Origin of the sequence: Variovorax paradoxus, assembly GCF_000834655.1 — a bacterium.
Lineage (GTDB): Bacteria > Pseudomonadota > Gammaproteobacteria > Burkholderiales > Burkholderiaceae_C > Variovorax > Variovorax paradoxus_F.
The window spans coordinates 153,562-179,764 of the sequence record NZ_JXQQ01000119.1 but is presented as its reverse complement, the minus strand read 5'-3'; the positions used below and the strand labels follow the sequence as shown (position 1 = coordinate 179,764).

Below are 26,203 nucleotides of genomic sequence, written 5' to 3'. Positions count from 1 at the left end.
GATGAACATCAAGGCACAACCGATCAAGATCGCGATCCTCGCAATGGGCGGCGAAGGCGGCGGCGTGCTGGCCGACTGGATCGTGGACATGGGCGAGGCCAACGGCTATGTCGCCCAGACCACCTCGGTGCCGGGCGTGGCACAGCGCACGGGTGCGACCATCTACTACGTCGAGCTGTACCCGATCGCGCAAGCCGAGTCGGATGGTGGCCGGCCCGTGCTGGCGCTGATGCCGTTGCCGGGCGACGTCGATGTGGTGCTCGCATCGGAACTCATGGAAGCCGGTCGCGCCGTGCAGCGCGGCCTCGTCACGAACGACCGCACCACGCTCATCGCCTCCACGCATCGCGTGTTCTCCATCGCGGAGAAAAGCGCATTGGGCGATGGCCGCGTCGACAGCGCGCAGCTGCTCGCGCACACGGCCAAGGCTGCCAAGCGCTTCATCCGCTTCGACATGGCGCAGGCCGCCGAAGCCTCGGGCAGCGTGATCAGCGCCGTGCTCTTCGGCGCACTCGCGGGCTCGGGCGTGCTGCCGTTCAGCCGCGCGCAGTTCGAGGCGACCATCGAGCGCGGCGGCGTGGGCGTGAAGCCCAGCCTGAAGGCCTTCGGCGGTGCCTTCGCACGCGCGCAGGCGGGCGACGATGGCGAGACGGCGGCAGAAGCAGTCACCGCGGTCCCGGTTCCGCAGCCCCGCCATCCCGCCGTGCGCGCATTGGTCGAGCGCGTGCAGCACGACTTTCCGACCGCCGCGCATGACTTCCTGCTCGAAGGCGTGCGTCGCCTCATCGATTACCAGGACCTGGCGTATGCCGGCCTGTACCTCGACCGCATGGCCGCCGTCGCCGCCTTGCCGGGCACTGGCGACCACCGCCTGCTGCGCGAGACCGCGCGCCACCTCGCGCTATGGATGTCCTACGAAGACACCGCCCGCGTGGCGGCCCTGAAGACCCGCGCCACCCGCTTCGAGCGCGTGCGCGGCGAGGCCCGCGTACAGCCGGGCCAGGTGCTCGCCATCAACGAATACATGCACCCGCGCCTGCAGGAAATCTGCGAGACCCTGCCCGGCGGCATCGGCCGCTGGCTCATGGGCTCCACGCTGCCCAGGAAGATCGTCGAGCGCTTCACGCAGCACGGCCGCGTGATCCAGACCAGTTCGCTGCGTGGCTACCTGATGCTGCGCACGGTCGCGGCCATGAAGCGCTGGCGCCTCTCGACGATGCGCTATGCAGAAGAAAACCGCCGCATCGAGGAATGGCTGCAGCGCATCGCCGCCACCGCGCGGCACAACCCCGAGCTCGCGGTGGAACTCGCGCAGTGCCAGCGCCTGGTCAAGGGCTACAGCGACACGCATGAGCGCGGCATCCGCAACTACGACACCGTGATGCGCGCCGTCGAGCGCGCCGGCGCGCAGCTCGCGCCCGCCACCCTGCGGGAGCTGCGCGATGCGGCGCTCGCCGACGAACACGGCCACAAGCTGCAAGCCGCACTGGCGCAGCACGCTCTGGCCTGAAGAGACAACGGACGCACGATGACCGCTCCCACCGCCACGCTCGAGCTTCGCGTCGCCGAAGCGCGCGAACTCAATCCATTGATCCGCATGCTTCGCCTGCGCGCGGAAGACGGCCGCCCGCTGCCGGGCTTCGCGGCCGGCGCCCACATCCGCGTGCAGGTGTCGCTGCCCGATGGCAAGACCGACTGGCGCCACTATTCGCTGATCAACTTCGCGACCGCGCGCAACGCGACGAATGCGCCGACCGAGTACGTGATTGCCGTGCGCAAGGAGGCCGAAGGCCGCGGCGGCTCGCGTTTCATGCATGAAGCGCTGAAGGAGGGCGACACGCTCGCCATCGAGGCGCCGAAGAACGACTTTCCGCTGCACACCGGCCCCGGTGGCTCGGTGCTGGTGGCCGGCGGCATCGGTGTCACGCCGCTCGCCAGCATGGCGGCGCGCCGCCGCGCCGAGGAAGCGCCCGTGCGCATGCACTACGCCGGCCGCAGCCGCGACCTGATGGCTTTCCTGCCCGAGCTGCAAGCGCTGCTGGGCGACGACCTGCGCGTGCACACCGACGCAGAAGCCGGCGCGCCGCTCGACATCGACGCACTGCTCGACGACGTGCCCGCCGGCGATCGCCTCTACGTCTGCGGCCCCAAGGTCATGCTCGATGCCGTGCTCGCCCGCACCCAGGCGCGCGGCTGGGAGCACGACCGCGTGCACTTCGAGCTCTTCACCGAGCCGGTCGCCGAAGAAGGCGACCAGCCCTTCGAGGTCGAGCTCGCCCAGTCGGGCCAGCGCTTCACAGTCGCGGCCGACCAGAGCATCCTCGACTGCCTCATCGACAACGGCTGCGACCCGATGTTCGACTGCAAGCGCGGCGAATGCGGCGTGTGCGCCGTGCCGGTGCTCGAGGGCGAGATCGACCACCGCGACTACGTGCTCACCGCCCGCGAGAAGGCCGAGGGCAACGTCATGCAGATCTGCATCTCGCGTGCCAAGGGTGCGCGCCTGGTGCTCGATATCTGAAGCAAGGAGCCACGAGAACTATGCCTTCATACAGAGACAACCCCGAAGCAGTCCGCGCGCTCGTTGAGAACGACCGCGTGCACCGCGACCTGTACACCAGCCAGGAATTGTTCGAGTTGGAGCAGGAACACTTCTTCGCCAACACCTGGAACTACGTCGGCCACGAGAGCCAACTGCCCAAGCCCGGCGACTGGATCAGCAACGAGATCGCCGGCCGCCCGCTCATCGTGGTGCGTCACACCGACGGCAGCGTGCGCGCGATGATGAACCGCTGCGCCCACAAGGGTTCGCGCCTCGTGAGCGCGCCCTGCGGCAACACCGGCAAGTTCTTCCGCTGCCCGTACCACGCCTGGACCTTCAAGACCGACGGCTCGCTGCTGGCGATTCCGCTGAAGACCGGCTACGAGAACACCGCGCTGCACGAGTGCGAGTCGGCCAAGGGCCTGACGACGCTCAAGCATGTGCGCAGCCACCGCGGCTTCATCTTCGTGAAAATCAACGATGTCGGGCCCGACTTCGACGAGTACTTCGGCGACTCGCTCAGCTCCATCGACAACATGGCCGACCGCTCGCCCGAAGGCGAACTCGAGATCGCCGGCGGGTGCCTGCGCTTCATGCACCAGTGCAACTGGAAGATGTTCGTGGAGAACCTCAACGACACCATGCATCCGATGGTGGCGCACGAATCGTCGGCCGGCACCGCCAAGCGCATGTGGGCCGACAAGCCCGCCGACGAACCCAAGCCCATGGCGGTCGAGCAGTTCGTGCCCTTCATGTCCGACTACAAGTTCTTCGAGGACATGGGCATCCGCACCTACGACCACGGCCACAGCTTCACGGGCGTGCACTTCAGCATCCACAGCAAGTACAAGGCAATCCCCGAATACGACGACGCCATGAAGGCGCGCTACGGCGAAGAGAAGACCGCGCAGATCCTGGGCATGGCGCGGCACAACACCGTGTACTACCCGAACCTCACGATCAAGGGCGCGATCCAGGCCATTCGCGTGGTCAAGCCCATCTCGGCCGACAAGACGCTGATCGAGAGCTGGACCTTTCGCCTGAAGGGTGCGCCGCCTGAGCTGCTGCAGCGCACCACAATGTACAACCGGCTGATCAACTCGCCGTTCTCGGTGGTGGGCCACGACGACCTGCAGGCCTACCGCGGCATGCAGGCCGGCTTGCATGCGAGCGGCAACGAGTGGGTGAGCCTGCACCGGGACTACGACGCGTCGGAGCTCAAGGGCGGCGAGATCACCACCGGCGGCACCAACGAGCTGCCGATGCGCAACCAGTACCGCAGCTGGGTGCAGCGCATGACGGAGACGATGTGATGGCCGGCACCGACATCGCCCGCCAGGACCTGATCGACTTCGTCGTGAACGAAGCGCATCTGCTCGACACGCGCCGCTACGAAGAGTGGAACGCGCTCTTCACCGACGACGCCTTCTACTGGGTGCCGCTCGTGCCGGACCAGGAAGACGGCCTCAACCACACATCGCACCTCTACGAAGACAAGCTGCTGCGCGAGCTGCGCATCGAGCGCCTGAAGAGCCCGCGCGCGTTTTCGCAGCAGCCGCCAAGCCGCTGCCACCATCTGTTGCAGGTGCCCGTGGTCGAAGCGTTCGACGCCGAGGCCAACCGCTTCGTGGTGCGCACCAGCTTCCACTACACCGAATCGCAGGGCGACGAGCTGCAGTTCTACGTCGGCACGTTCTTCCATCACCTCACGATGCAGGACGGCGCACTGCGCATGACGCTCAAGCGCGTGAACCTGCTCAACTGCGACGCGGCACTCCCGGCCGTGCAGCTCTTCATCTGAGGACGCGATGTCACACGCCACCGTCCATCAAGTTTTCGCGACGACTGCAGCGCGCACGCCGCAGGCCGAATTCCTGTTCACCGAGTCGGTGACCGCGGCTGCCTACGGCATCGCAGCGGGCGCCATTCGCTGGGGCGAGGCGGCCGCCGAGGTCGAGCGTTTGCGCGCCGCCTATGCGCGTGCCGGCTACGGGCACGGCCACCGCGTCGGCCTGCTGCTGGAGAACCGGCCCGCGTTCCTCTTCCACTGGTTCGCGCTCAACGCGCTGGGCGTGAGCGTGGTGCCGATCAACGCGGAGATGCGATCGGCCGAACTGGTCTACCTGATCGGCCACAGCGAAATCGGCCTCGCCGTCACGCTGCCGGAGCGCGCCGCCGACCTGCGGGCTGCTGCGGCGCAGGCAGGCGTGGCCTTCGAGACCATGGGGCCCGACGACGCGGTGCCCGGCGCGAAGACCGCCGCGCCGCGCGCCCACGAGCCCATCGGTGCCGACACCGAATGCGGATTGCTCTACACCTCCGGCACCACCGGGCGCCCCAAGGGCTGCATCCTCAGCAACGCCTACTTCCTGCGCGCGGGCGAGTGGTACGCCGCGCTCGATGGGGTGTGCAGCATCCGCCCCGACACCGAGCGCGTCATCACGCCGCTGCCGCTCAACCACATGAACGCGATGGCGTTCTCCACCATGGTGGTGCTGGTGGCGGGCGGGTGCCTGGTGCAGCTCGATCGCTTCCATCCGAAGACCTGGCTGGCGAGCGCGCGCGAGAGCGGCGCGACCATCGTGCATTACCTGGGCGTGATGCCTGCGATGCTGCTGTCGGCATCGCCGTCCGATGCCGACCGTGACCACGCAATCCGATGGGGCTTCGGCGCCGGCGTGGACCGCAAGAACCACGTGCCCTTCGAGGAGCGCTTCGGCTTCCCGCTGGTCGAGGCCTGGGCCATGACCGAGACCGGCGCGGCCGCCTGCATCATGGCCAACCGCGAGCCGCGCCTCGTGGGCACGAGTTGCTTCGGCCGCCAGGAAGACTTCGTGCAGATTCGCCTCGTGGGCGAAGACGGCAACGACGTCGGCACGGATGCACCGGGCGAACTGCTCGTGCGCTCGGCCGGCACCGACCCGAAGCGCTACTTCTTCTCCGGCTACCTCAAGGACGAGGAGGCCACGCGCGAAGCCTGGGCCGATGGCTGGTTCCACACCGGCGACCTGGTGCGCCGCGACGCTGAAGGCAACTTCTTCTTCGTCGATCGCAAGAAGAACGTGATCCGCCGCAGCGGCGAGAACATTTCGGCCGTCGAGGTCGAGAGCGTGCTCAACCAGCATCCGGCCGTGAAGACATCGGCCGTTGCGGCAACGCCCGATGCGGTGCGCGGCGACGAGGTGCTGGCCTGCATCGTGATGCGCGAGGACGCGGATGCATCGCAGCGCGAACAGGTCGCCGCGAGCATCGTCCAGCATGCGCTCGATCAACTCGCCTACTACAAGGCGCCGGGCTACGTCGCCTTCGTCGATGCGCTGCCGCTCACGCCCTCGCAGAAGATCCAGCGCGGCCAGCTGCGCGAGATGGCGCAGTCGTTGCCGGGGCAGGGCCACTGCATCGACACGCGTGCGATGAAGAAACGACAAGTGGGGCAGGCATGACCAGGCAGCGGCTTTCCTACGAAGGCGTCGCGGTGGCCGTGCCCATCACGGTGCCCTACGTGCGCTACTCCACGCGCACCGCGCACTGGTTCGTCGGGCAGGCCATCGAGGCGCTGGTCCAGGCCAGCGGCGTGGCCAAGGAAGCGATCGACGGCCTGTGCCTCAGCAGCTTCTCGCTCGCGCCCGACACGGCCGTGGGCGTGACGCAGCACCTTGGCATGTCGCCGCGCTGGCTCGACCACGTGCCCACCGGCGGCGCCTCGGGCGTGATGTGCCTGCGCCGCGCCGCGCGCGCCGTGCAGGCGGGCGATGCCGACATCGTGGCCTGCGTGGGCGCCGACACCAACCACGTCGACTCCTTCCGCCAGACGCTCGGCAGCTTCAGCAACTTCGCACGAGATGCGAGCTACCCCTACGGCTCGGGCGGACCGAACTCGATCTTCGCGTTCATCACCGCCAACTACATGCGCACCTTCGGCGCGAAGCGCGAAGACTTCGGCCGCATCTGCGTGGACCAGCGCACCAACGCCCTGGGCAACCCGAATGCGATGTTCAAGAAGGGCCTGACGCTCGACGAATACATGGCCGCGCGGCCCATCTCCGACCCGATCCATCTCTTCGACTGCGTGATGCCTTGCGCCGGTGCCGATGCCTTCCTTGTGATGAGCGAGGAGCGCGCCCGCGACCTGGGCCTTCCGCACGCCGTGATCCGCGGCGCCATCGAGCGCCACAACGCCTACGCCGAAGACCCGGTCATGGTGCAAGGCGGCTGGCGCAAGGACCGCGACGACCTCTACGCGCAGGCCGGCGTGCAGCCCGCTGCGCTCGATTTCGTGCAGACCTACGACGACTACCCCGTCATCGTGATGATGCAGTTTGAGGACCTGGGCTTCTGCGAGAAGGGCGAGGGCTCGGCCTTCGTGCAGTCGCACACCATGACCTTCGACGGCAGCTTCCCGAACAACACGAGCGGCGGCCAGCTCTCGGCCGGGCAGGCCGGCGCGGCAGGCGGCTTCCTCGGCATGGTCGAGGCGATCCGCCAGCTGACCGATCAAGCCGGAGCGCGTGCGGTGCCGGGTGCTCAACTCGGCCTCGTCGCCGGCTTCGGCATGGTGACCTACGACCGCTGCCTCTGTACGGGCGCGGTGATCCTGGGGAGACCCGCATGACGATGCCGATGATGCGCCCCCCGCGCAAGAACCCGGTGCTGCGCACCCGGCAGATGAACCTGCCGCCCGGCGCGCGCGGCCGCGTGGCGCTCGGCCTCACGGCGGCGGCCGCCGAAGGCCGCTTCGAACTGCAGACCTGCGAGGACTGCGGCACCGTGCAGTACCCGCCGCGCGAGGTCTGCCACAAGTGCCTGTCGGCTTCTCTGCGCTGGCGCGCGCAGAGCGGCGAGGGCGAGCTGCTCGGCAGCACAACGCTGCACCACAGCAACGACCTGTTCTTCCGCGAGCGGCTGCCCTGGCGGCTGGGCCTGGTGCACCTGGATGCCGGCCCGACGCTCATGGTCCACCTGCACGGCGAGGTCGGCGATGCGCCGCAACGCGTGCGCGTGGGCGCCCGGCTCGACCGCGCCGGCCAGGCCGTTCTCATTGGTTTTCCGAATGAAGGGAGTGCCCACATGGCCGACGACAAGATGCTGCGTGAAATGACCAGCGACCCCAAGTTCCGCAAGGCGCTGGTGACCGACGGCAAGACCGAGACGGGCCAGGCCATCGTGCGTGCGCTCGTGAAGGCCGGCGCCGACATCGTCTGGGTCGGCCACGCCGAGCCTTGGAAGAAGATGGGCGACGGGCTGGACGACATCTCGGCGCTGCCGCAGGTGACGCTCGTTCCGCTGGACCTCACCAATGGCCGGCAGGTGACCGAGCTTGCGGGCTCCATCGGCGGCAAGGTCGACATCGTGATCAACAACGCCGAGGTGCACCGCACCTTCGGCATCGGCGCGCGCCGCGGCACCGACGTGGCCAAGGCCGAGATGGACATCAACTACTTCGGCCTGCTGCGCCTGGCGCAAGAATTCGGCCCCGCGCTCAAGGGCCGCTCGGCCGATGGCGCGACGGGCGCAACCGCGTGGGTCAACCTGCTGTCGATCTACGCGCTCAGCAACTTCCCACCGCACGGCACCTTCAGCGCCTCGAAGGCGGCGGCGCATTCGCTCGCGCAGTGCCTGCGCGCCGAGATGCGGCCGGCCGGCATCCGCGTGATCAACGTGTTCCCGGGACCCATCGACGACGAATGGAACCAGCACACGCCACCGCCCAAGCTGGCGCCCACCGCGCTGGCCAACGCCATCGTGAAGGCGCTGCGCGATGGCGTCGAAGACGTCTATCCGGGCGACGTGGCTCAGGAGTGGCTCGAGCGCTGGCGCGACAACCCCAAGGTGCTCGAACGCGAGCTGGCCGCGGGCGGCTGAGAACAGGAACTACACGATGACGACAACCACCGAACTGATGTCCGCCGCCGAAATCCTCGGTGGCCTCGTGACCGCCATGGCGAGCGGCCGCATCCGCGTGATCGACCTCACGCAGACGCTCACGCCCGAGTTCCCGCAGATTGCGCTGCCGCCCGAGATGGGCCAGTGCTGGCCCTTCCGCATCGAGGAAGTGTCGAAGTACGACGAGCGCGGCCCGGGCTGGTACTGGAACAACTTCTCCTGCGGCGAGCACACCGGCACGCACTTCGACGCGCCGATCCACTGGATCTCGGGCCGCGACCTGCCGAACAACTCCGTCGACACGATTCCCGTGCAGAACTTCGTCGCGCCGGCCTGCGTGATCGACTGCTCGGCCGATGTACAGGGCAACGACGACTACCTGCTGAGCGTGGCCGACATCGAGCGCTACGAAGCCGCGCACGGCCGCATCCCGAAGGGCGCGTGGGTGCTGATGCGTACCGACTGGTCCAAGCGCAGCGACCCCGAGGCCTACCAGAACTTCGACGAGACCGGCCAGCACACGCCCGGCCCGAGCACCGAGGCCGTGCGCTTCCTGGTGGAGCAGCGCGACGTGCTGGGCTTCGGCTCGGAAGCCATCGGAACCGATGCAGGGCAGGGCTATCACCTGCGGCCGCCGTATCCGTGCCACTACTACATGCATGGCGCGGGGCGCTACGGCCTGCAGTGCCTGAGCAATCTCGACCTGCTGCCGCCCGCGGGCGCGGTGCTGATCTGCCCGCCGCTGAAGATCGAGAAGGGCAGCGGCAGCCCGCTGCGCGTGCTGGCCCTCGTGGGAGCGCAGGCATGACGCCGAAGGTCGCAGCCGTCACCGGCGGCAGCGCCGGCATCGGCAAGGCGATCTGCGAGGACCTGCTCGCGCAGGGCTACGAGGTCGTGTCGCTCGCGCGCCGCAAGGCCGAGATCGACCATCCGAAGCTGCACAGCCTCGAAGTCGACCTGAGCGACCGCGCCGCCACGGGCGAAGCGGTGCGCGAACTGGTCGAACGCTTCGCGCCGACCACCATCGTGCACAACGCCGGCGTGATTCGCGCGGCGTTGCTGCCCGAGGTAAACCTCGACGATCTCGATGCGCTGGTCGACCTGCACCTGGGCTGCGCGATCCAGCTCGTGCAGGGCGCATTGCCTGCCATGCGTGCGCAGCGCTTCGGCCGGGTCGTGCTGCTGTCCTCGCGCGCGGCGCTGGGTCTTGCGACCCGCACCAGCTATTCCGCGACCAAGGCCGGCATGCTGGGCATGGCGCGCACTTGGGCGCTCGAGCTCGCGGCGGACGGCATCACGGTGAACGTGGTCGCGCCGGGCCCCATCCGCACCGACATGTTCTACGACGTGGTCGAGGCCGGCAGCGAGAAGGAGCGCGCGCTCGCGGCCTCCGTGCCGGTCAAGCGCCTGGGCGAATCGGCCGATGTGGCACGCGCCGTGCGTTTCTTCGCCGACCCCGACAACAGCTTCGTCACCGGCCAGGTGCTCTACGTGTGCGGCGGCACCAGCATCGGCAGCCTGGTGCTTTGAAATGACCCCCAGTCTTCGCGCACTTCGTGTCGCTGCGCCAACCCCCTTCCAGGGGGCAACACCTGCGGCCCGGCAAAGCTGGTTCCGCGGTGTTCCTCGAAGTGGTGCAGCAGCCTCGTATTCGTTTTCATCGTCCGTTTGACAACCTCTGGAGCATCGCCATGAAAGTCCTGAACCGATTCCGTGCCCTCGCGGGCATCGCCGTGGGCCTCGGCGCCCTGAGCGCCGTGGCTGGCGCGTGGGCCGCCGATCTCAAGGTCGGCTTCATCACGTCGCTCTCGGGGCCGGTGTCGTCGCTGGGCATTCCCTACGAGAAAGGCATGAAGGCCGCGATCGCCTACAAGGCGGACCTGGGCGGCCGCAAGATCCAGCTGGTGCAGCTGGACGACGCCTCGGACCCGACCACCGCCGCGCGCAACGCCCGCAAGATGATCGACGAGGACAAGGTCGACGTCATCATCGGCACTGCGGGCTCGCCCGGTGCGCTGGCCATCGCCGGCGTGGCGCGCGAGACGAAGACGCCGCTGATCTCCATCGCCAACGCGAACCTGCCGGGCGAAGAGGGCGCATGGATGGTCACGCTGCCGCAACCCGCGCCGCTCATGGTGAGCGCGGTGGTCGAGCGCATGAAGAAGTCGGGCGTGAAGACGGTCGGCTACATCGGCTTCTCGGACGCCTGGGGCGACCTGGTGTACGACGCACTGCAAAAGAGCGCGGAGCCCGCGGGCATCAAGATCGTGTCGAACGAGCGCTACGCGCGCGCCGATTCCTCGGTGACCGGGCAGGTACTCAAGATCGTGGCGCTGCGCCCCGATGCGGTGATCACCGGCACCTCGGGCACACCCGGCGCGCTGCCTTACCTGGCGCTTTCGGAGCGTGGATACAAGGGCCAGATCTACGGCATGCACGCGCTCATCAACCCCGACTTCGTGCGCGTGGGCGGCACAGCCGTCGAAGGCATGCTCGCACCCACTGGCCCGGTGATCGTGGCCGAGCAACTGCCCAACGACAACCCGATCCGCAAGGTGTCGATGGACTTCCGCGCGGCCTACCAGAAGGCCAACGGCGCGCCGCCGACCGACGCCTTCTCGGCCTACACCTTCGACGCCTGGCTGCTGTACCTGGACGCAGCCCAGCGCGCGCTCGCCACCAAGGCCGAGCCGGGCACGCCGCAGTTCCGGCTCGCGCTGCGCGACGCCATCGTGAGCACCAGGGAGCTGGTGGGAACGCACAGCGTCTACAACTTCAAGCCGACCGACCGCTACGGGTCGGACGAACGCTCGCGCGTGGTCGTGAAGCTGGAAAAGGGCCAGTGGAAGCTGGTCCCCTGACGCAACGAACACAACACACGCTGGAGCAATCTCAATGAACAAGAAACTGGCCCGGATCATCGGCCTCACCGCCGTCGCACTGGCAACTGCACAGGCCATGGCCGCCGACCTGAAGATCGGCTTCATCAGCTCGCTCTCGGGCCCGGTCGCCGCGCTCGGCGTGCCCTACGAAAAGGGCATCCGCGCAGCCATCGCCGAGCATCCGGAGATCGGCGGACGCAAGGTCCAGCTGATCGTGCTTGACGACGCCTCCGACCCGACCACCGCCGGCCGCAACGCGCGCAAGCTGGTGACGGAAGACAAGGTCGACGTGCTCATCGGCACCTCGGGCGTGCCGGGCGCGATGGCCATCGCCTCGGTGGCGCGCGAGCTCAACACGCCGCTGATCTCGCCCACGCCGGTGACCATCGCCGGCCCCGAAGGCGCATGGACGGTGACGGTGTCGCAACCGTTCCCGCTCATGGTCGCGGGCGTGGTGGACCGCATGCAGAAGTCGGGCGTGAAGACGGTGGCGTTCATCGGCTTTTCCGATGCGCTGGGTGACCTGGCCTACGACTCGCTGGTCAAGAGCGCGGCCACGGCCGGCATCAAGGTCGTGGCGAACGAGCGCTATGCGCGCAGCGATTCGTCGGTGGCGGGGCAGATCCTGAAAATCGTCGCCGCGCGGCCCGATGCGGTGTTCGCAGGCAACTCCGGCACGCCGGGCGCGCTGCCCTACATCGCGCTCGCGGAGCGTGGCTACAAGGGCAAGATCTACGGCACGCACGGGCTCATCAACGCCGACTTCGTGCGCGTAGGCGGCGCTTCGATCGAAGGCCTGCAGGTGCCCAGCGGCCCCGTGCTCGTGGCCGACCAGTTGCCCGACAGCAACCCGATCAAGAAGGTGTCGATGGGCTTTCGCAACGCCTACCAGAAGGTGAACGGCGCGGTGCCGACCGATGCGTTCTCCTCGTACACCTACGACGCCTACCTGTTGCTGGCCGACGCCGCCTCGCGCACCAAGGGCGAGCCTGGCACGCCGCAGTACCGCACCGCACTGCGCGATGCCATCGTGGCTACGCGCGAGCTGGTGGGTACGCACGGCATCTACACCTTCAAGCCCGACGACCGCTATGGCTCCGACCAGCGCGGCGTGGTGATCGTGCAGATGAACAAGGGGCAGTGGAAGCTGGTCCCCTGAAAAAAACTGAGCGCCCGCCGATGACCAGCTACCGCCATCATCCCGACCGCGTTGCCGCCCTGGTGCAGGACGATCGCGTGCACCGCGACCTGTACCTGAGCGAGGAGATCTTCGCGCTCGAGCAGGAGCGCCTGTTCGCGAACACCTGGGTCTTCCTCGGCCACGCGAGCCAGGTGCCCGAGGCGGGCGACTTCGTGACGCAGGAGGTCGCGGGCCGGCCGCTCCTGATGGTGCGGCAGCCCGATGGCGCGGTGCATGTCATGTACAACCGCTGCGCGCACAAGGGCACGCAGCTGGTGACGGACGAGAGCGGCAACACCGGCCGGTTCTTTCGCTGCCCGTACCACGCGTGGACCTACAAGCTCGACGGCGCTCCGCTCGGCCTGCCGCTGAAGAACGGGTACGAAGGCACGCAGCTCAAGGCCTGCGAATCGGGGCAGGGGCTGTCGGTGGTGAAACATGTGAAGGTCTACCGCGACTTCGTGTTCGTGCGCCTGGCCGACACCGGCCCTTCGTTCGAGGACTACTTCGGCGAGGTGCTCGGCACCATCGACAACATGGTCGACCGCTCGCCCGACGGCAAGCTCACCGTGGGCGGCGGCGTGCTGCGCAACATCGTCCATTGCAACTGGAAGATGTACCTGGAGAACATCAACGACACGGTGCATCCGATGTCGACGCACGAGTCGGCCACCAAGGCGGCCGAGGCGCTGTGGGAGGGCCATGCGCCCACCGATCCCAAGCCGATGGCGATGGAGCAGATCCTGCCCTTCGGCTCGGGCTACGAATTCTTCGACAAGATGGGCGGGCGGGTGTTCGCCAACGGGCACAGCGTGCTCGGAGTGAACTTCAGCATCCATTCCAACTACGCGCAGTTGCCCGAGTACGAGGCCGCGATGCAGGCCGCGCATGGGGCCGAGCGCGCGGCCGACATCCTGCAGCGCTCGCCGCAGAACTCGGTTTTCTATCCCAGCCTCTCGGTGAAGGGCTCGCCGCAAGCCATTCGCGTGATCCGCCCGATCGCCGCCGACCGCACGCTGATCGAGGCCTGGAGCTTCCGCGCAGCCGGCGCGCCCGCGCTGCTCTTCGAGCGTGCGATGAGCTACAACCGGCTCGTGTTCTCGCCGATGTCGGTCGTGGCGCACGACGACGTGCATTTGTTCGAGAGCATCCAGCAGGGCCTGCGCGCCGGCGGCAACGAGTGGGTGAGCCTGCATCGCAACTTCGATGCGGCCGAACTTGCGCAATCGACCATCACCACCAACGGCACGAACGAGCTGCTCATGCGCAACCAGTTCCGCGCGTGGGCGAAAGCGATGGCGGCGGAGGTCGCGGCATGAACGACCCACGCGATTTCGTTGCCCATGAGGCGGCCCTGCTCGACGAGCGGCGCCTGGACGACTGGCTGGCGCTCTTCGCCGAGGACGGCCATTACTGGGTGCCGTTGCTCGGTGCGGCGCAGGCCGATCCGTTCTCGCACAACTCGCTGGCTTACGAAGACCGGCTGCTGCTGCAACTGCGCGTCGATCGATTGAAGAATCCGCGCGCGCATTCGCAGCACCCCGCGAGCCACAGCCAGCATGTGCTGCAGCCTTCGCGCATCGAGGAAGAGGCGGGCGACGAGGTGCGGCTGCGCACGCCGTTCCTGTACGTCGAGGCGCGGGGCGAATCCCAGATCCTGTTGAGCGGCACGGCCCGTCACCAACTCGTGCGCACGCCATCGGCCCCCTCGGGCTGGGCGATCCGCCAGAAGCGCATCGACCTCGTCAACGCCACGCGCGCGTTGCCGGCGATCCAGTTGTTCATCTGAGTCATCCGTCCTTTCCACCCATCCTCACTGGAGCTACGACATGAAGAGCCTGATGCTGACCCTGACGCGCGGTGCCCTTGCCGCGGCGCTCACCGCCTGTGGCGTTGCGAGCGCATTCGCGGCCGACCTGAAGGTCGGCCTGAGCGTGTCGCTCTCGGGGCCGAACTCCTCGCTGGGCGTTCCCTATGCCAAGGGCATGCAGGCGGCGCTCGCTTACAAGCCCGAGATCAACGGCCGCAAGGTGCAGCTCATCGTGCTGGACGACGGCTCCGACCCGACCACGGCCGGGCGCAATGCGCGCAAGCTCGTCGAAGAGGAGAAAGTCGACGTGCTCATGGGCACCTCGGGCGTGCCGGCGGCCATCGCGATGGCGCAGGTCGGCCGTGACGCGAAGACGCCGATGATCGGACTCACGCCCATCCTGCTCGATCCGAACGAGAACCCGTGGGTCATGACGGTCGCGCAGCCCACGCAGCTGATGATCGACGCGGTGGTCGAGCGCATGAAGCGCAACAACGTGAAGACCGTGGGCTACATCGGCTTCACCGACGCGTGGGGCGACCTAGTGTACGACGCGCTCATGAAGGCCGCGCCCGGCGCCGGCATCAAGGTGGTGAGCAACGAGCGCTATGCGCGCGCCGACGCCTCGGTGACCGGCCAAGTGCTCAAGATCGTGGCGCTGCGCCCCGACGCGGTGATGACCGGCGGCGCCGGCACGCCGGGCGCACTGCCGTTCCTTGCGCTGCAGGAGCGCGGCTACAAGGGCGGGGTGTACGGGCAGCACGGCCTCATCAACCCCGACTTCGTGCGCGTGGTCGGCGCAGCGGGGCAGAACGCGCTGATGCCCACCGGGCCGGTGATCGTCGCCGAGCAACTGCCCGACAGCTACCCGACCAAGAAGATCGCGACCGATTTCCGCGCGGTGTTCCAGAAGGTGAACAACGCGCCGACCAGCGATGCCTTCTCGGCCTATTCCTTCGACGGCTGGCTGGTGTTCGCCGATGCCGCCTCGCGCGCCATGAAGAAGGCCGAGCCGGGAACCGCGGAGTTCCGCGTTGCGTTGCGCGATGCCATCTTCAGCACCAAGGAAGTGGTGGGCACGCACGGCGTCTACAGCTTCAAGCCCGGCAGCCTCTACGGCGTGGACGAGCGCGCCCGCGTGATCGTCAAGCTGGACAACGGCCAATGGAAGCTCGCACCTTGATCAACGCCCGGTTCCCGACGAAGACAAGAAAGAAGATGAAAGCAATGCCTGAGGTTTTCCTATGACGTGGGACGTCGCGCTGATCCTCATCACCGACGGCCTGGCCAACGGTGCGGTGTACCTGCTGGCCGGGCTCGGGCTCGTGCTGATCTTTTCCGTGACGCGCGTGGTGTTCGTGCCGTTCGGCGACATCGCGGCCTTCGCGGCGCTGTCGCTCGCGGCCTTCGAGACCGGCCGCGTGCCGGCAACGATCGGCATGGTCGTGGTGCTCGCCGCGCTGGCGCTGGCGACCGAGATCGGCAGCCTGCTTCGGCGCGGCGAGGTCGCGCGCATTCCGAAGGCGGTGCTGATGTGGGGCGTGCTGCCCGCGATCCCGTGCGTGCTCGCATGGCTTGCGGCGCGGCCGGGCGTGCCGGTGGCGGTGCACATCGCCGTCGCCGTGCTGTTGGTCGTGCCGATCGCGCCGTTGCTCGCGCGGGTGGTGTTCCAGCCGATTGCCGATGCGTCGGTGCTGGTGCTCCTGATCGTGTCGCTCGCGCTGCACTTCCTGCTGTCGGGTCTTGGCCTGTTGTTCTTCGGTCCTGAAGGCTCGCGCACCACGCCCCTCACGAGCGCGGTGTTCACGCTGGGCGACGGGTTCACCGTCAGTGGCCAGGTGGTGCTGATGGTGGGCGCCGCGATCGTGCTGAGCGGACTTTTCTTCCTGGTGTTCGAGCGCACGGTGGCCGGCAAGGCGCTGCGCGCCACGGCGGTCAATCGGGTGGGTGCGCGGCTGGTCGGCATCCGGCCGGTGCGCACGGCGCTGCTGGCGTACGGCTGCGCGTCGCTGCTGGCCGGGCTCATCGGCGTGCTGATCGCGCCCGTGACGACCATGTATTACGACTCCGGTTTCATCATCGGCCTGAAGGCCTTCGTGGCCGCGATCATCGGCGGGCTCGTGAGCTACCCGATGACGGCCGTGGGCGCCCTCGCGGTCGGCGTTGTCGAGAGCTTCGCCTCGTTCTGGAGCGGCGCGCTGAAAGACGTGATCGTGTTCAGCCTGCTCATACCGGTGCTCATGCTGCGCTCCCTCATGGCCGCGCACTCCGAAGAGGAAGAAGACGAGGTGGACCAATGAACGGCAACCGCAAACGCATGATGTGGATCGCCGTGGTGGTCGTCGTGCTGGCATTGGTGCCGGCGGTAGCGGGCAGCTTCACCGTCTCGCTGCTCAACGACATCGGCATCGGCGCGCTCGTGGCGCTCGGGCTGGTGCTGCTCACCGGCGTGGGCGGCGCGACTTCGTTCGGCCAGGCGGCCTTCGTGGGCATCGCGGCCTATGCGACGGCGTGGCTCACGACCACGCAGGGCATGTCGCCCTGGATCGGTCTCCTGTTCGCGCTGCTGCTCACGGGCCTGTCGGCGCTTACCATCGGCATGCTCACGCTGCGGCTCGGCGGGCACTTCCTGCCGCTCAGCACGATCGCGTGGGGCCTGTCGATCGCGATGCTGTTCGGCAACGTCGATGCGCTCGGGCGGCACACGGGCCTGTCGAACATTCCGGCGCTGCAGGTCGCGGGCTGGTCGCTGGCCGATCCGCGGTCGATGTACTACCTGATCTGGGTGGTGGTGGGCCTGGCCTGCCTGTTCAGCCACAACCTGCTGCAGTCGCGCCCGGGCCGGGCGATTCGCGGGTTGCGCGGCGGTGCGACGCTGCTGGCGAGCGTGGGCGCGGATGCCTACCGCGTGCGGCTCACGCTGTTCGTGACAGCCGCGCTCTTCGCGGGCCTGGCGGGCTGGCTTTACGCGCACATGAACCGCTTCGTGAGCCCGTCGCCTTTCGACGTGCGCGCAAGCATCGAGTACCTGCTGATGGCGGTGGCCGGCGGGCTCGGGCAGCTCGCGGGCGCGCTCGTCGGCGCCGCGCTGGTGCTGGTGCTGAAGAACGGGCTGCAGGACGTGCTGCCGATGCTCACCCAGCGTGCCGGGCAACTGGAGGCCGTGGCCTTCGCCGCGCTCTTCATCCTGTTGCTGCACTTTGCGCGCGGCGGGTTGATGGGCCTGCTGCGGCGCTGGACGCGCCGCCGCGGCGTTGCGCAGGGCGCTTCGCGACACGAGGCGCCGCCGGTCGAGCCGCTGCCGAATCGCCAACTGCCGGCGCGCGGCACGCAGGTGCTGTCGGTGAACGGCGCGGTCAAGCGCTTCGGCGGGCTGGTGGCGGTGAACGACGTGAGCTTCGACGTGAAGGCCGGCGAGATCGTCGGGCTGATCGGGCCGAACGGCGCGGGCAAGTCGACCATGTTCAACCTGCTGACCTGCACGCTGCCGATGACCTCGGGGCAGGTGCGTTTCCTGGACCACGACATCGCCGGCATGCCCCAGCGGCAGGTGGCGCGGCTGGGCCTGGCGCGCACCTTCCAGCACGTGAAGCTGCGTCCGCACATGAGTCTCTTGGACAACGTGGCGCTGGGCGCGCACTCGCGCACGCGCTCGGGCATCCTGAAGGCGGGCCTCAGGCTCGACCGCAAGGAAGAAATGCAGATCCTGCAGGAGGCGCAACGCCAGCTCGACCGCATCGGCCTGGGCGACCGCGCGCACGAGCTCGCGGGCAGCCTGCCGCTGGGCACGCAACGCATCCTGGAAATCGCGCGCGCGCTGGCCGCCGACCCGGTGCTGCTGGTGCTCGACGAGCCCGCGGCGGGCCTGCGCCGCAAGGAAAAGATGGCACTCGGCGACCTGCTGCGCAAGCTCAGGGAGGAGGGCGTGACCATCCTGATCGTCGAACACGACATGGACTTCGTGATGAAACTGGTGGACCGCCTGGTGGTGATGAACTTCGGCTCCAAGCTCGTGGAGGGCGTGCCGTCGGCGGTGCGCGCGGACGAGCGTGTGCAGGCGGCGTACCTGGGGAGCGTTGTATGAGCGCCGCACGGCCGTCCGAAGACGCGGGCCCCCTTCAGGGGGCAGGAGAAGTACACGAAGCAAAAAGCTTGGGGGTAGTGAAATGACCGCAATGCTGGAGATCGGCGACCTGCATGTGTCGTACGGGCAGGTCGAGGCGGTGCGCGGTGTGTCGCTCGACTTGCAGCCGGGCCAGATCATCTCGGTGATCGGCCCGAACGGCGCGGGCAAGACCACGCTGCTGGCCGCGGCCATGGGCCTGCTGCCATGCAAGGGCACGCTGCGCTTCGAGGGCGAAGACCTGCAAGGCCTCGACGTGGAGGCACGCGTGGAGCGAGGCCTCTGTCTCGTGCCCGAGAAGCGCGAGCTGTTCGGTGAACTCACGGTGCTCGACAACCTGCAACTGGGCGCCTATGCCAAGCGGCTGCGCGGCGATGCGATGAAGAAGCGGCTGCAGTCGGTGTATGACCGCTTTCCGCGGCTGGCCGAGCGTCGTGCGCAGCGCGCCGACACGCTCTCCGGCGGCGAGCGGCAGATGCTCGCCGTGGGGCGTGCGCTGATGTCCGCGCCGCGCCTCCTGATGCTCGACGAGCCCAGCCTCGGACTCGCGCCGCTCATCGTGCGGGACATCCTCACCATCGTGCGAAAGCTGCGGGACGACGGCGTCTCGATCCTGTTGGTGGAGCAGAACGCGCGCGCCGCGCTCGAGAGCTCTGACGAAGGGTATGTGCTGGAGACGGGCGAGATCGCGCTCTCGGGCGCCTCGGCCGAACTGGCGAGCGATCCGCGCGTGCAGGCGACTTATCTCGGCGGGGGCACGCACGATGACGAGTGAGGTGCGCGCCCTGCCGCCGGCGCAGCGCACGCTGCCAGCAATGCTGCAGCGACAGGCGGCGCAGTTCGGCAGTCGGCCGCTGCTGCGGATTGCCGGGCGGCAGTGGACGCACAGCGACGCGGCTGAAGCCGCTGGGGTGCGTGCCGGTGCGCTTGTGCAGGCGGGCGTGGCGCGTGGCGATCGCATCGCAGTGATGTGCGGCAACCGCATCGAATTTCTCGAAACCTTTCTCGGCGCGGGATGGATGGGCGCGTCGATCGTGCCGGTGAACACGGCGTCGATGGGGCCGCAGATCGAATACTTCCTGGCCAACAGCGCGGCGAAGCTGCTGGTGATCGAGGCCGGCTTTCTCGATCGATTGAAGACTGCGGACCTCGGGCGTACATCGGTGCGCGAAGTGTGGGTCGTGGGCGAAGGCGACGCTGCCGGGGAGCCGCCCGCCGATGTGCGCGTCTCGAACTACCCCGAAGGCTCGGAAGCCATTGCACCCGCTGCGGTGCAGCCGGGCGATCCGCTCGCCATCCTCTACACCTCGGGCACCACCGGGCCGGCCAAGGGCGTGATCTGCCCGCATGCCCAGTATTTCTGGTGGGGCGTGAACAGCGCCGAGGTGCTGGGCGTCGGGCGCGACGACGTCTTGTGCACCACGCTGCCGCTCTTTCACATCAACGCGCTCAACACCTTCGCGCAGGCCGCACTGACCGGGGCCGAGGTGGTGTTCGAATCGCGCTTCTCGGCGTCGGGCTTCTGGCCGTCGATGCGCGCGAGCGGCGCGACCGTGGTCTACCTGCTGGGCGCGATGGTGCCGATCCTGCTCGCGCAGCCCCCGGGCGATGGCGAGCGCGATCACCGCGTGCGCACCGGGCTCGGCCCCGGCGTGCCCTCGGCGGCGGGGCAGGCCTTCAAGGCGCGCACGGGCGTGTCGCTGCTCGAGGGTTACGGCTCGACCGAAACCAACTTCGCGATCGCCACCGCCCCCGATTCGCCGCGCGGCGGCGTCATGGGCTGGTTGCGACCCGGCTTCCAGGCCTGCGTGGCCGATGAAGACGACGTGGCGCTGCCGCCCGGTGAGGCCGGCGAACTGCTGCTGCGTGCGGACGAGCCCTATGCCTTTGCCAGCGGCTACTTCAACATGCCGGAGAAGACGGTCGAGGCGTGGCGCAACCTGTGGTTCCACACGGGCGACCGCGTGGTGCGCGATGCGGACGGCGCGTTTCGCTTCGTCGACCGCATCAAGGACGCGATCCGCCGGCGCGGGGAGAACATCTCCTCGTTCGAGGTGGAGCAGGTCCTGCTGAGCCATCCGGGCGTGGCGTCGTGCGCGGTGTATCCGGTGCGCTCCGAGCTGGCGGAGGACGAGGTGATGGCCGCGCTGGTCGCACGCGAGGGCGAGCGTATCGATCCGGTGGAGCTGTCGCGCTTTTGCGAGGGCCGTCTGCCTTACTTCGCGGTGCCGCGCTACATCGACGTGCTGCCCGACCTGCCGCGCACCGAGAACGGCAAGGTGCAGAAGTTCAAGCTGCGCGAGCGCGGCGTGGGGCCGCACACCTGGGATGGCCGGCCGCTGCGTTCGTGAAGGGCGCGACGCCGGATCCCGAAGGGGCGTTTCATGCAGTGGCGGTCCGGGCCATCGGACCTCGCTAAAATGATTCAGAACTAAACCATTCAGGTATGCAATCAAATCTACTCATTGGCCGCCACGCACTCGTTACCGGCGCTGCGCGCGGCATCGGCGCCGAGATCGCCCGCACGCTCGCGTCCGAAGGCGCCGTGCTGACCTTGCTGGGGCGTGACCGCGAGGCGCTCCAGCGCGTGGCCGATTCGCTCGCCGGCAGCGGGCATGGCGTGGCGACAGCCGACGTGGCCGACCCGGACGGCGTACAGGCCGCCTTCGCGCAGGCGCGTGCGGCGCGGGGGCCGATCGTGATCCTCGTCAACAACGCAGGTGCTGCCGAGAGCGCGCCATTCCTCAAGACCTCGGTCGAGCTCTGGCAACGGATGCTGTCGGTGAACCTCACCGGCAGCTTCCTGTGCGCGCAGGCCGCGCTGCCCGACATGCTCGATGCCGGCTGGGGCCGCATCGTCAACATCGCAAGCACGGCGGGGCAGAAGGGCTATGCCTATGTGTCGGCCTATACCGCGGCCAAGCACGGCGTGATCGGTCTCACGCGTTCGCTCGCGCTCGAAGTGGCGCGCAAGGGCATCTCGGTGAATGCCGTGTGCCCGGGCTACACCGACACCGACATCCTGCGCAACAGCGTCGCCAACGTGGTCGGCAAGACCGGGCGCAGCGAGGCCGATGCGCTGGCGGAGTTCTCCAGCGTGAACCCGCAGAAGCGCATCGTGCAGCCGGCCGAAGTGGCCGATGCGGTGCGATGGCTCTGCGGCGAAGGCGCCGCATCGGTCACGGGCCAGTCGATCTCGGTTTCCGGAGGAGAAGTGACATGACACGCAACGACGCTTCGCATGCCGCATTGAGCGATGCCGAAGAGCTCGGTCACGAGGGGCGCGCGGGCCACGAAGACCACGCGATGCTCAAGCTGTGGCTGCGCATGCTTGCGAGCACCACGCAGATCGAGGCCGAGATCCGCCGCCGTCTGCGCGAGCGCTTCGGCATCTCGCTGGCACGCTTCGACTACATGGCGCAGCTGCACCGCTACAAGGACGGGCTCAAGATGCGCGTGCTGTCGCGCTACCTGATGGTGACCGGCGGCAATGTGACGGGGCTGACCGACGAGCTGGAGCGCGAAGGCATGGTGGCGCGCGCGCCGAGTCCCGACGATCGGCGCGCGTGGATCGTGAGCCTCACGCCCGCGGGGCGGCGCGCTTTCGAGACGATGGCGAGCGAACACGAGCAGTGGATCCTCGAGATGTTCTCGGGCCTCGACATGAAAACCGTCAAGCAGATGCACAGCCAGCTCGGCTTGCTGCGCGTGCATGTGATGCGCGGCGAGACGGCCGGCGAGGAGGGCTGAACATGAGCGACGCCACCCACGTCGACCTGGCGGCAGCGAGCGCGGAGTTCCGGCGGCCTCGGTTGATCCGGTTTTCGGACTGCGATCCGGCGGGTATCGTGTTCTATCCGCAGTACTTCGTGATGCTCAACGGGCTGATCGAAGACTGGGTGAACGAAGGGTTGGGCCTCAGTTACCACGGGCTCGTGGCAGAGCGCCACATCGGGCTGCCGACCGTGAAGCTCGAGGTGGACTTTCGTGCGGTGAGCCGGATGGGCGATCAGGTGACGCTTGGCCTCGCCGTGGAGCGGCTGGGTTCGCGCTCGATGACGCTCGCGGTACGCTGCTTCGGTGCCGAGAGCGGCGAAGTGCGGATGCAGATGAAGCAGGTGATCGTCACGACCTCGCTCGAGACGCATCGCGCGGTTGCGATTCCCGACGACATGCGCGCGGCGATCCTGCGTGACGTGCCCGCATTGGCGAGCTGAAATTCAGGGGGGCGGGTCGGCGTCCTGCGTGTGTTTCTTCAGCCAGCCGCTGAGTTCCCTTTTCCCCTTGGCATTGGCCGCGCGCCATGCCTCACGCGCTGCCGCGAGGAAGCGCTCTTCCGCCGCATCGGGCACTTCGGAAGGCCGGTCTTCCTTGTCGAGCCAGCCGGGCTCCACCTCGCAATGTCGCTCGATCTGCCGTGCGAGGTTGTCGCCGATGGGCCGGGAGCTCTTGATCTGGCTCCACATGCTGGGGGAGATTTCTATCTTCTTGGCGAAGGACTGGTCCAGCCCCTTGGCTGGCAGGCCGGCGGCAATGGCGCCCTCGAGAAAGCGGCGATGCAGCGCAAGGACATTGCGACGGCGCGCGACGGTGGTATTGGGCACTGTTCAAAAACAACAACAAGACAAGAAAAGATTGTCTCGGTTGTTGACGTCCCAGTAAACACTATTTACAGTTGCGCTCATTCGCGGCGCAAGCCGTCCTCTTTTTCCAACCCTCGACAGCCGACAGCGGCAATTTTTGACCAGGACCCATCGTGAACACCGCATTGACCCTCACCAACATTCGACCCGCATCGGGCCGGGCGTTCGTGCGCGTGTGGTCGTGTGGCGGTGGGTTCGGCATGCCGTCGTCGAAATCGAATCTGCGCCAGAGCTACGTGCATGCCACGCAAACCGCAGCCCGCCTGCGCGTTGGCAAGTTCGAGGATCAGGTGCTACCGGGTGGAGGTTGCGCATAGGCGCATACCTTCCAAGCTCTCTCCAGCAGAGGCCCGGACACCGAAAGGTTTCCGGGCCTTTTTGTTTTGTTTTTGTTTTGTTTGTCGTGCTTTTGCCATTTCGGGTGTGCCTTCACCACACCGCCAGGACCCACCGCGTAGACGGTCTGGCGGGATGTGCAGGAACTGATCCCTCCTGTGCAGCGACGTCGTACGGGGCAGCGCCCAGCGCGCTGTCCGTCGCGTGAGGACACAACCGAAATGGAAAGGCGGTCATTCGTTTTTTCGCACCGAACCCGAGCGGAACCGGGCCATTGCAGATGGTCCTTCCGCGGAAACCGGCCGCAAAGATTGGGCGGCGCCGGAACTCGTAACCGGACACTTTTGTTTTTTATCCCGCGTTAGCTCAATGGATCAGAGCACTTGCCTACGAAGCAAGGGGTTGCACGTTCGAGTCGTGCACGTGGGGCCACTTGTGTTTTGCCGTCAGCCACAACCAAGGAGTCACCATGCGCAAGCGCAACACCCCGATCCGGATGATCACCGTGCGCCCGGCCCAGCCGCGCAGCCGCATGGTGCTCGCCTTCCTTCGTCGATTCGGCATCGGTGCCGATGCGCAGCATGCAGTGGCGAACTCGTCCGCTTCGCAGGGCCATTCGCGCCTGCGCGAGTGCCTCGATCTCGACCAGCGCGTCCGCGAAGTGGGCGAGTGGTAGCGGCCCGAATCGGCATTCTTCTCTTTACGGTGCACGTAGCTCAACGGCAGAGCCGCGGGTTGTGATCCCGCTGACGACGGTTCGATTCCGTTCGTGTACCCCACCTCTTCTTTCTTCGCTCATTCGACCATCGCCGCAAAAGGAGGCGAGCCATCATGCAACCTCACGTCCTGCAACTCGACATTCAGGGCACGCCGCAAGCCTGGATTTCGCTGGAGCAGGCGGCGCTGCACTACGCCACCGGATCGGTCGCGTGGGAAGACGGCGTCCTGCCGCTGGCCACGCTGCGCGGCGGTTTCAACGTTGCGCGCGGTGTGCAGTCGCGCATCGAGGTGGCGCCGATCATCGCGCTGCGCGGCGCCTCGAAGATCAACCTGTTCGACGTGGTGTCCGGTGTCACGAAGGGCAAGCTGGTGCGTCGCGACCGCCACACCTGCGCGTATTGCGCGGGCGTGTTCCACGAGCGCGACCTGCAATGCGAGCACGTGCTGCCCGAATCGCGCGGCGGTCCGTGGACCTGGACCAACCTGGTGAGCGCGTGCGCCGTCTGCAACAACAAGAAGGCCGCGCGGACGCCGGAGGAAGCAGGCATGCCGTTGGTGTATTTGCCGTACGTGCCGAGTCGTTTCGAGAACTTCCTTCTCGAAGGCCGCAACATCCGTGCGGACGTGCACGAGTGGCTCGCCAAACGGCTGCCCAAGGGCTCGCGTCTTCAGTGACAGGGCGATGACGTGCATTGGCTCGACCCGCATGAAAAAAGCCCGCTGTCGTTGGACGGCGGGCTTTTTGTCGGTCGAACGGAATGCTCAGCGGCCGACGCCGAACACGCGGTAGGCGATCACCCCCGCCGCCGCGAGGCCGCCGACGATGATGCAGAGAACTTTGGTGACCCGACCATTGCCGCGCTTGGAGCGGCCCCAGTGTTCCGGCCCGATCAGGTCGATGGGGACGGTGGGTTTGCCTATGTCGGACGCCTTTTCCATGGGAGAAATATAGCGCAGGCCAACAGCCACCTCGCCAGGCCCGCGGATTGTGTTGTCGCCGGACATCGCTGCGCGGCCTGGATGCTGGAGGGCAAAAAATAACCCGCCGAAGCGGGTCCAACGAGCTTGCTGCTTCGAAGTTGATGTCCCTGTAATCCTGATTGTTGTGGTGCGTGACAGCAGGTACAAGATGCCATGTCAGGTACTGAACTTTGTGGATTCGCGTAGGCGAAGAGCAGAACCGATAGCCCTAAATGTGAAATAGTGCATACATGAACAAAGAAATCATCCTCGAGAGTTTGACGCGAGCGCTTGAAAGCTGGGTTCGCAATGCTTCCGCGGAGCAGCTCTGGCAGGTGCATCAAGCGGGTGGGCTCGGCGCGTCTGTTCATGCGGAGAGCGACATCGTCCAGGTGCGCGTCGCGCTCGGTGGTCCGCGCAATGCGTTGTTCGACATCGGCAAGACCGATGGGCGGCTGCCGGTCACCGAAGCTTTCCTGGGCAAGAGTGTTGCGACCTGGGGTACACCACCGCCGCAAGGCAGCCCCGAGCGGGAGCAGTGGTTCCTGTCGAATGAGTTGGCACAGGAACACGCACGCCAATATCTGGCAGCCGAGATCGGCGAGAAACGCGAGGTGCTCGCGCATTTCGTCGATGACTGGATCACGCGGCAGGGTGGGGCGGGTTCGCTATGAGGCCGGCGAGCAAATAAAAAAGCCTGCTACCGGTGAGGTAGCAGGCTTTTTCAGCGTTTCCGCCATGTTGGTGGTGGGCCCTGAGTGACTCGAACACTCGACCTACGGATTAAGAGGCGACTCGGAGCGCCTATGGGCGTTCTGAAGTTGAGTTGATAAGGTCTTGATTCTAAACAAGAAAACCGCAGTGTAGGACCGAATCGGAAGGTCTCGAATTGTCGATTTTCGACATCGCGGTGCGCCAGTTTTGCGCCAAGCGAACAAACGTGAGCGGCACTGAACATTAGTCGCCCTACAGGCATTTCACTTGCGGGCATCACGGGTCCCCCTGCCGCCGGGTTTCATCTGCCCCTCGCAGTCGATCAGTTTTCAGCCGAGGCTGGAAATTTCCTTCGCCATGACGCTGATACGGCTCGGAGGGGGGCAGGTCAAAAGAGCATGCCGAATGAC

Annotated in this window: 27 protein-coding genes and 2 tRNA genes; 27 read left to right on the top strand and 2 right to left on the bottom strand. The window is 67.2% G+C overall.

Features of this window, described 5'->3' with window-relative positions; genetic code table 11:
* The first annotated feature begins 1 nt into the window (after position 1).
* From RT97_RS30030 to RT97_RS29930, 21 genes are all read left to right on the top strand, one after another.
* A complete protein-coding gene (locus RT97_RS30030) occupies positions 2–1,510 on the top strand; it encodes an indolepyruvate oxidoreductase subunit beta family protein (RefSeq protein WP_042582573.1) in 1,509 nt (502 codons plus the stop codon).
* Positions 1,511–1,528: 18 nt separating this feature from the next.
* Positions 1,529–2,521 carry a PDR/VanB family oxidoreductase gene (locus tag RT97_RS30025; RefSeq protein WP_042582510.1) on the top strand — a complete coding sequence of 331 codons (993 nt, stop codon included), beginning with the start codon at positions 1,529–1,531 and terminating at the stop codon, positions 2,519–2,521.
* 20 nt (positions 2,522–2,541) lie between these two features.
* Entirely contained in the window at positions 2,542–3,855 is a 1,314-nt protein-coding gene (locus tag RT97_RS30020; protein WP_042582509.1) for an aromatic ring-hydroxylating dioxygenase subunit alpha, read from the top strand.
* Positions 3,855–4,343 carry an aromatic-ring-hydroxylating dioxygenase subunit beta gene (locus RT97_RS30015; RefSeq protein ID WP_042582508.1) on the top strand — a complete coding sequence of 163 codons (489 nt, stop codon included), beginning with the start codon at positions 3,855–3,857 and terminating at the stop codon, positions 4,341–4,343. Before RT97_RS30020 ends, RT97_RS30015 begins: the two co-directional genes overlap by 1 nt.
* A gap of 7 nt (positions 4,344–4,350) precedes the next feature.
* Positions 4,351–5,985 (top strand): AMP-binding protein, encoded by a 1,635-nt coding sequence (locus tag RT97_RS30010; RefSeq protein WP_042582507.1) that lies wholly within the window; start codon positions 4,351–4,353, stop codon positions 5,983–5,985.
* Complete coding sequence (locus RT97_RS30005) at positions 5,982–7,154, top strand: thiolase family protein (protein ID WP_042582506.1); 1,173 nt, start codon at positions 5,982–5,984, stop codon at positions 7,152–7,154. Before RT97_RS30010 ends, RT97_RS30005 begins: the two co-directional genes overlap by 4 nt.
* On the top strand, positions 7,151–8,404 hold the full coding sequence (locus RT97_RS30000; RefSeq protein WP_042582505.1) for an SDR family NAD(P)-dependent oxidoreductase: 1,254 nt from the start codon (positions 7,151–7,153) through the stop codon (positions 8,402–8,404). The genes RT97_RS30005 and RT97_RS30000 overlap by 4 nt, the downstream gene beginning before the upstream one ends.
* A gap of 16 nt (positions 8,405–8,420) precedes the next feature.
* The gene (locus RT97_RS29995; protein ID WP_042582504.1) at positions 8,421–9,233 is read left to right on the top strand and encodes a cyclase family protein; all 813 of its coding nucleotides are present in this window, start codon (positions 8,421–8,423) and stop codon (positions 9,231–9,233) included.
* A complete protein-coding gene (locus RT97_RS29990) occupies positions 9,230–9,955 on the top strand; it encodes an SDR family oxidoreductase (RefSeq protein WP_042582503.1) in 726 nt (241 codons plus the stop codon). The genes RT97_RS29995 and RT97_RS29990 overlap by 4 nt, the downstream gene beginning before the upstream one ends.
* Positions 9,956–10,116: 161 nt before the next feature.
* The gene (locus RT97_RS29985) at positions 10,117–11,286 is read left to right on the top strand and encodes an ABC transporter substrate-binding protein (RefSeq protein ID WP_042582502.1); all 1,170 of its coding nucleotides are present in this window, start codon (positions 10,117–10,119) and stop codon (positions 11,284–11,286) included.
* Between the two features lie 34 nt (positions 11,287–11,320).
* Entirely contained in the window at positions 11,321–12,466 is a 1,146-nt protein-coding gene (locus RT97_RS29980) for an ABC transporter substrate-binding protein (RefSeq protein WP_042582501.1), read from the top strand.
* Positions 12,467–12,486: 20 nt separating this feature from the next.
* On the top strand, positions 12,487–13,806 hold the full coding sequence (locus tag RT97_RS29975; RefSeq protein WP_042582500.1) for an aromatic ring-hydroxylating dioxygenase subunit alpha: 1,320 nt from the start codon (positions 12,487–12,489) through the stop codon (positions 13,804–13,806).
* A complete protein-coding gene (locus RT97_RS29970; RefSeq protein WP_042582572.1) occupies positions 13,803–14,276 on the top strand; it encodes an aromatic-ring-hydroxylating dioxygenase subunit beta in 474 nt (157 codons plus the stop codon). Before RT97_RS29975 ends, RT97_RS29970 begins: the two co-directional genes overlap by 4 nt.
* Positions 14,277–14,316: 40 nt before the next feature.
* Positions 14,317–15,480: an ABC transporter substrate-binding protein gene (locus tag RT97_RS29965; RefSeq protein ID WP_042582499.1), complete on the top strand. Its 1,164-nt coding sequence runs from the start codon at positions 14,317–14,319 to the stop codon at positions 15,478–15,480.
* A 61-nt stretch (positions 15,481–15,541) separates the two neighbouring features.
* On the top strand, positions 15,542–16,597 hold the full coding sequence (locus RT97_RS29960; RefSeq protein WP_042582498.1) for a branched-chain amino acid ABC transporter permease: 1,056 nt from the start codon (positions 15,542–15,544) through the stop codon (positions 16,595–16,597).
* Entirely contained in the window at positions 16,594–18,381 is a 1,788-nt protein-coding gene (locus RT97_RS29955) for a branched-chain amino acid ABC transporter ATP-binding protein/permease (protein WP_042582497.1), read from the top strand. The genes RT97_RS29960 and RT97_RS29955 overlap by 4 nt, the downstream gene beginning before the upstream one ends.
* Before the next feature lie 82 nt (positions 18,382–18,463).
* On the top strand, positions 18,464–19,195 hold the full coding sequence (locus tag RT97_RS29950; RefSeq protein WP_042582496.1) for an ABC transporter ATP-binding protein: 732 nt from the start codon (positions 18,464–18,466) through the stop codon (positions 19,193–19,195).
* Complete coding sequence (locus RT97_RS29945; protein WP_042582495.1) at positions 19,185–20,771, top strand: ATP-dependent acyl-CoA ligase; 1,587 nt, start codon at positions 19,185–19,187, stop codon at positions 20,769–20,771. Before RT97_RS29950 ends, RT97_RS29945 begins: the two co-directional genes overlap by 11 nt.
* 95 nt (positions 20,772–20,866) lie before the next feature.
* Entirely contained in the window at positions 20,867–21,643 is a 777-nt protein-coding gene (locus RT97_RS29940) for an SDR family NAD(P)-dependent oxidoreductase (protein WP_042582494.1), read from the top strand.
* Positions 21,640–22,170, top strand: a complete 531-nt coding sequence (locus RT97_RS29935; RefSeq protein ID WP_042582493.1) for a MarR family winged helix-turn-helix transcriptional regulator — start codon at positions 21,640–21,642, stop codon at positions 22,168–22,170. Before RT97_RS29940 ends, RT97_RS29935 begins: the two co-directional genes overlap by 4 nt.
* A gap of 2 nt (positions 22,171–22,172) precedes the next feature.
* Positions 22,173–22,637 carry an acyl-CoA thioesterase gene (locus tag RT97_RS29930; RefSeq protein WP_042582492.1) on the top strand — a complete coding sequence of 155 codons (465 nt, stop codon included), beginning with the start codon at positions 22,173–22,175 and terminating at the stop codon, positions 22,635–22,637.
* A gap of 3 nt (positions 22,638–22,640) precedes the next feature.
* Here the strand turns inward: RT97_RS29930 and RT97_RS29925 are convergent, their stop codons facing one another.
* Entirely contained in the window at positions 22,641–23,024 is a 384-nt protein-coding gene (locus RT97_RS29925) for a transcriptional regulator (RefSeq protein WP_042582491.1), read from the bottom strand.
* A gap of 152 nt (positions 23,025–23,176) precedes the next feature.
* Between RT97_RS29925 and RT97_RS33305 the strand changes: the two genes are divergently transcribed.
* The 5 genes from RT97_RS33305 to RT97_RS29905 all read left to right on the top strand — a co-directional run bounded on the left by RT97_RS33305 (position 23,177) and on the right by RT97_RS29905 (position 24,794).
* Positions 23,177–23,380, top strand: coding sequence for a hypothetical protein (locus RT97_RS33305; protein WP_144298954.1), 204 nt, complete (start codon positions 23,177–23,179; stop codon positions 23,378–23,380).
* A 374-nt stretch (positions 23,381–23,754) separates the two neighbouring features.
* A tRNA-Arg gene (locus tag RT97_RS29920) sits at positions 23,755–23,831 on the top strand.
* Between the two features lie 37 nt (positions 23,832–23,868).
* Positions 23,869–24,075, top strand: coding sequence for a hypothetical protein (locus RT97_RS29915; protein WP_042582490.1), 207 nt, complete (start codon positions 23,869–23,871; stop codon positions 24,073–24,075).
* A 29-nt stretch (positions 24,076–24,104) separates the two neighbouring features.
* Positions 24,105–24,178 (top strand) — tRNA-His (locus RT97_RS29910).
* A gap of 52 nt (positions 24,179–24,230) precedes the next feature.
* Complete coding sequence (locus RT97_RS29905; protein ID WP_042582489.1) at positions 24,231–24,794, top strand: HNH endonuclease; 564 nt, start codon at positions 24,231–24,233, stop codon at positions 24,792–24,794.
* Between the two features lie 87 nt (positions 24,795–24,881).
* Here RT97_RS29905 and RT97_RS33300 read toward each other — a convergent pair whose 3' ends face one another.
* Positions 24,882–25,247, bottom strand: coding sequence for a hypothetical protein (locus RT97_RS33300; protein ID WP_172672270.1), 366 nt, complete (start codon positions 25,245–25,247; stop codon positions 24,882–24,884).
* Between the two features lie 83 nt (positions 25,248–25,330).
* Between RT97_RS33300 and RT97_RS29900 the strand changes: the two genes are divergently transcribed.
* Positions 25,331–25,753: a hypothetical protein gene (locus tag RT97_RS29900; RefSeq protein WP_042582488.1), complete on the top strand. Its 423-nt coding sequence runs from the start codon at positions 25,331–25,333 to the stop codon at positions 25,751–25,753.
* Positions 25,754–26,203 lie beyond the last annotated feature (450 nt).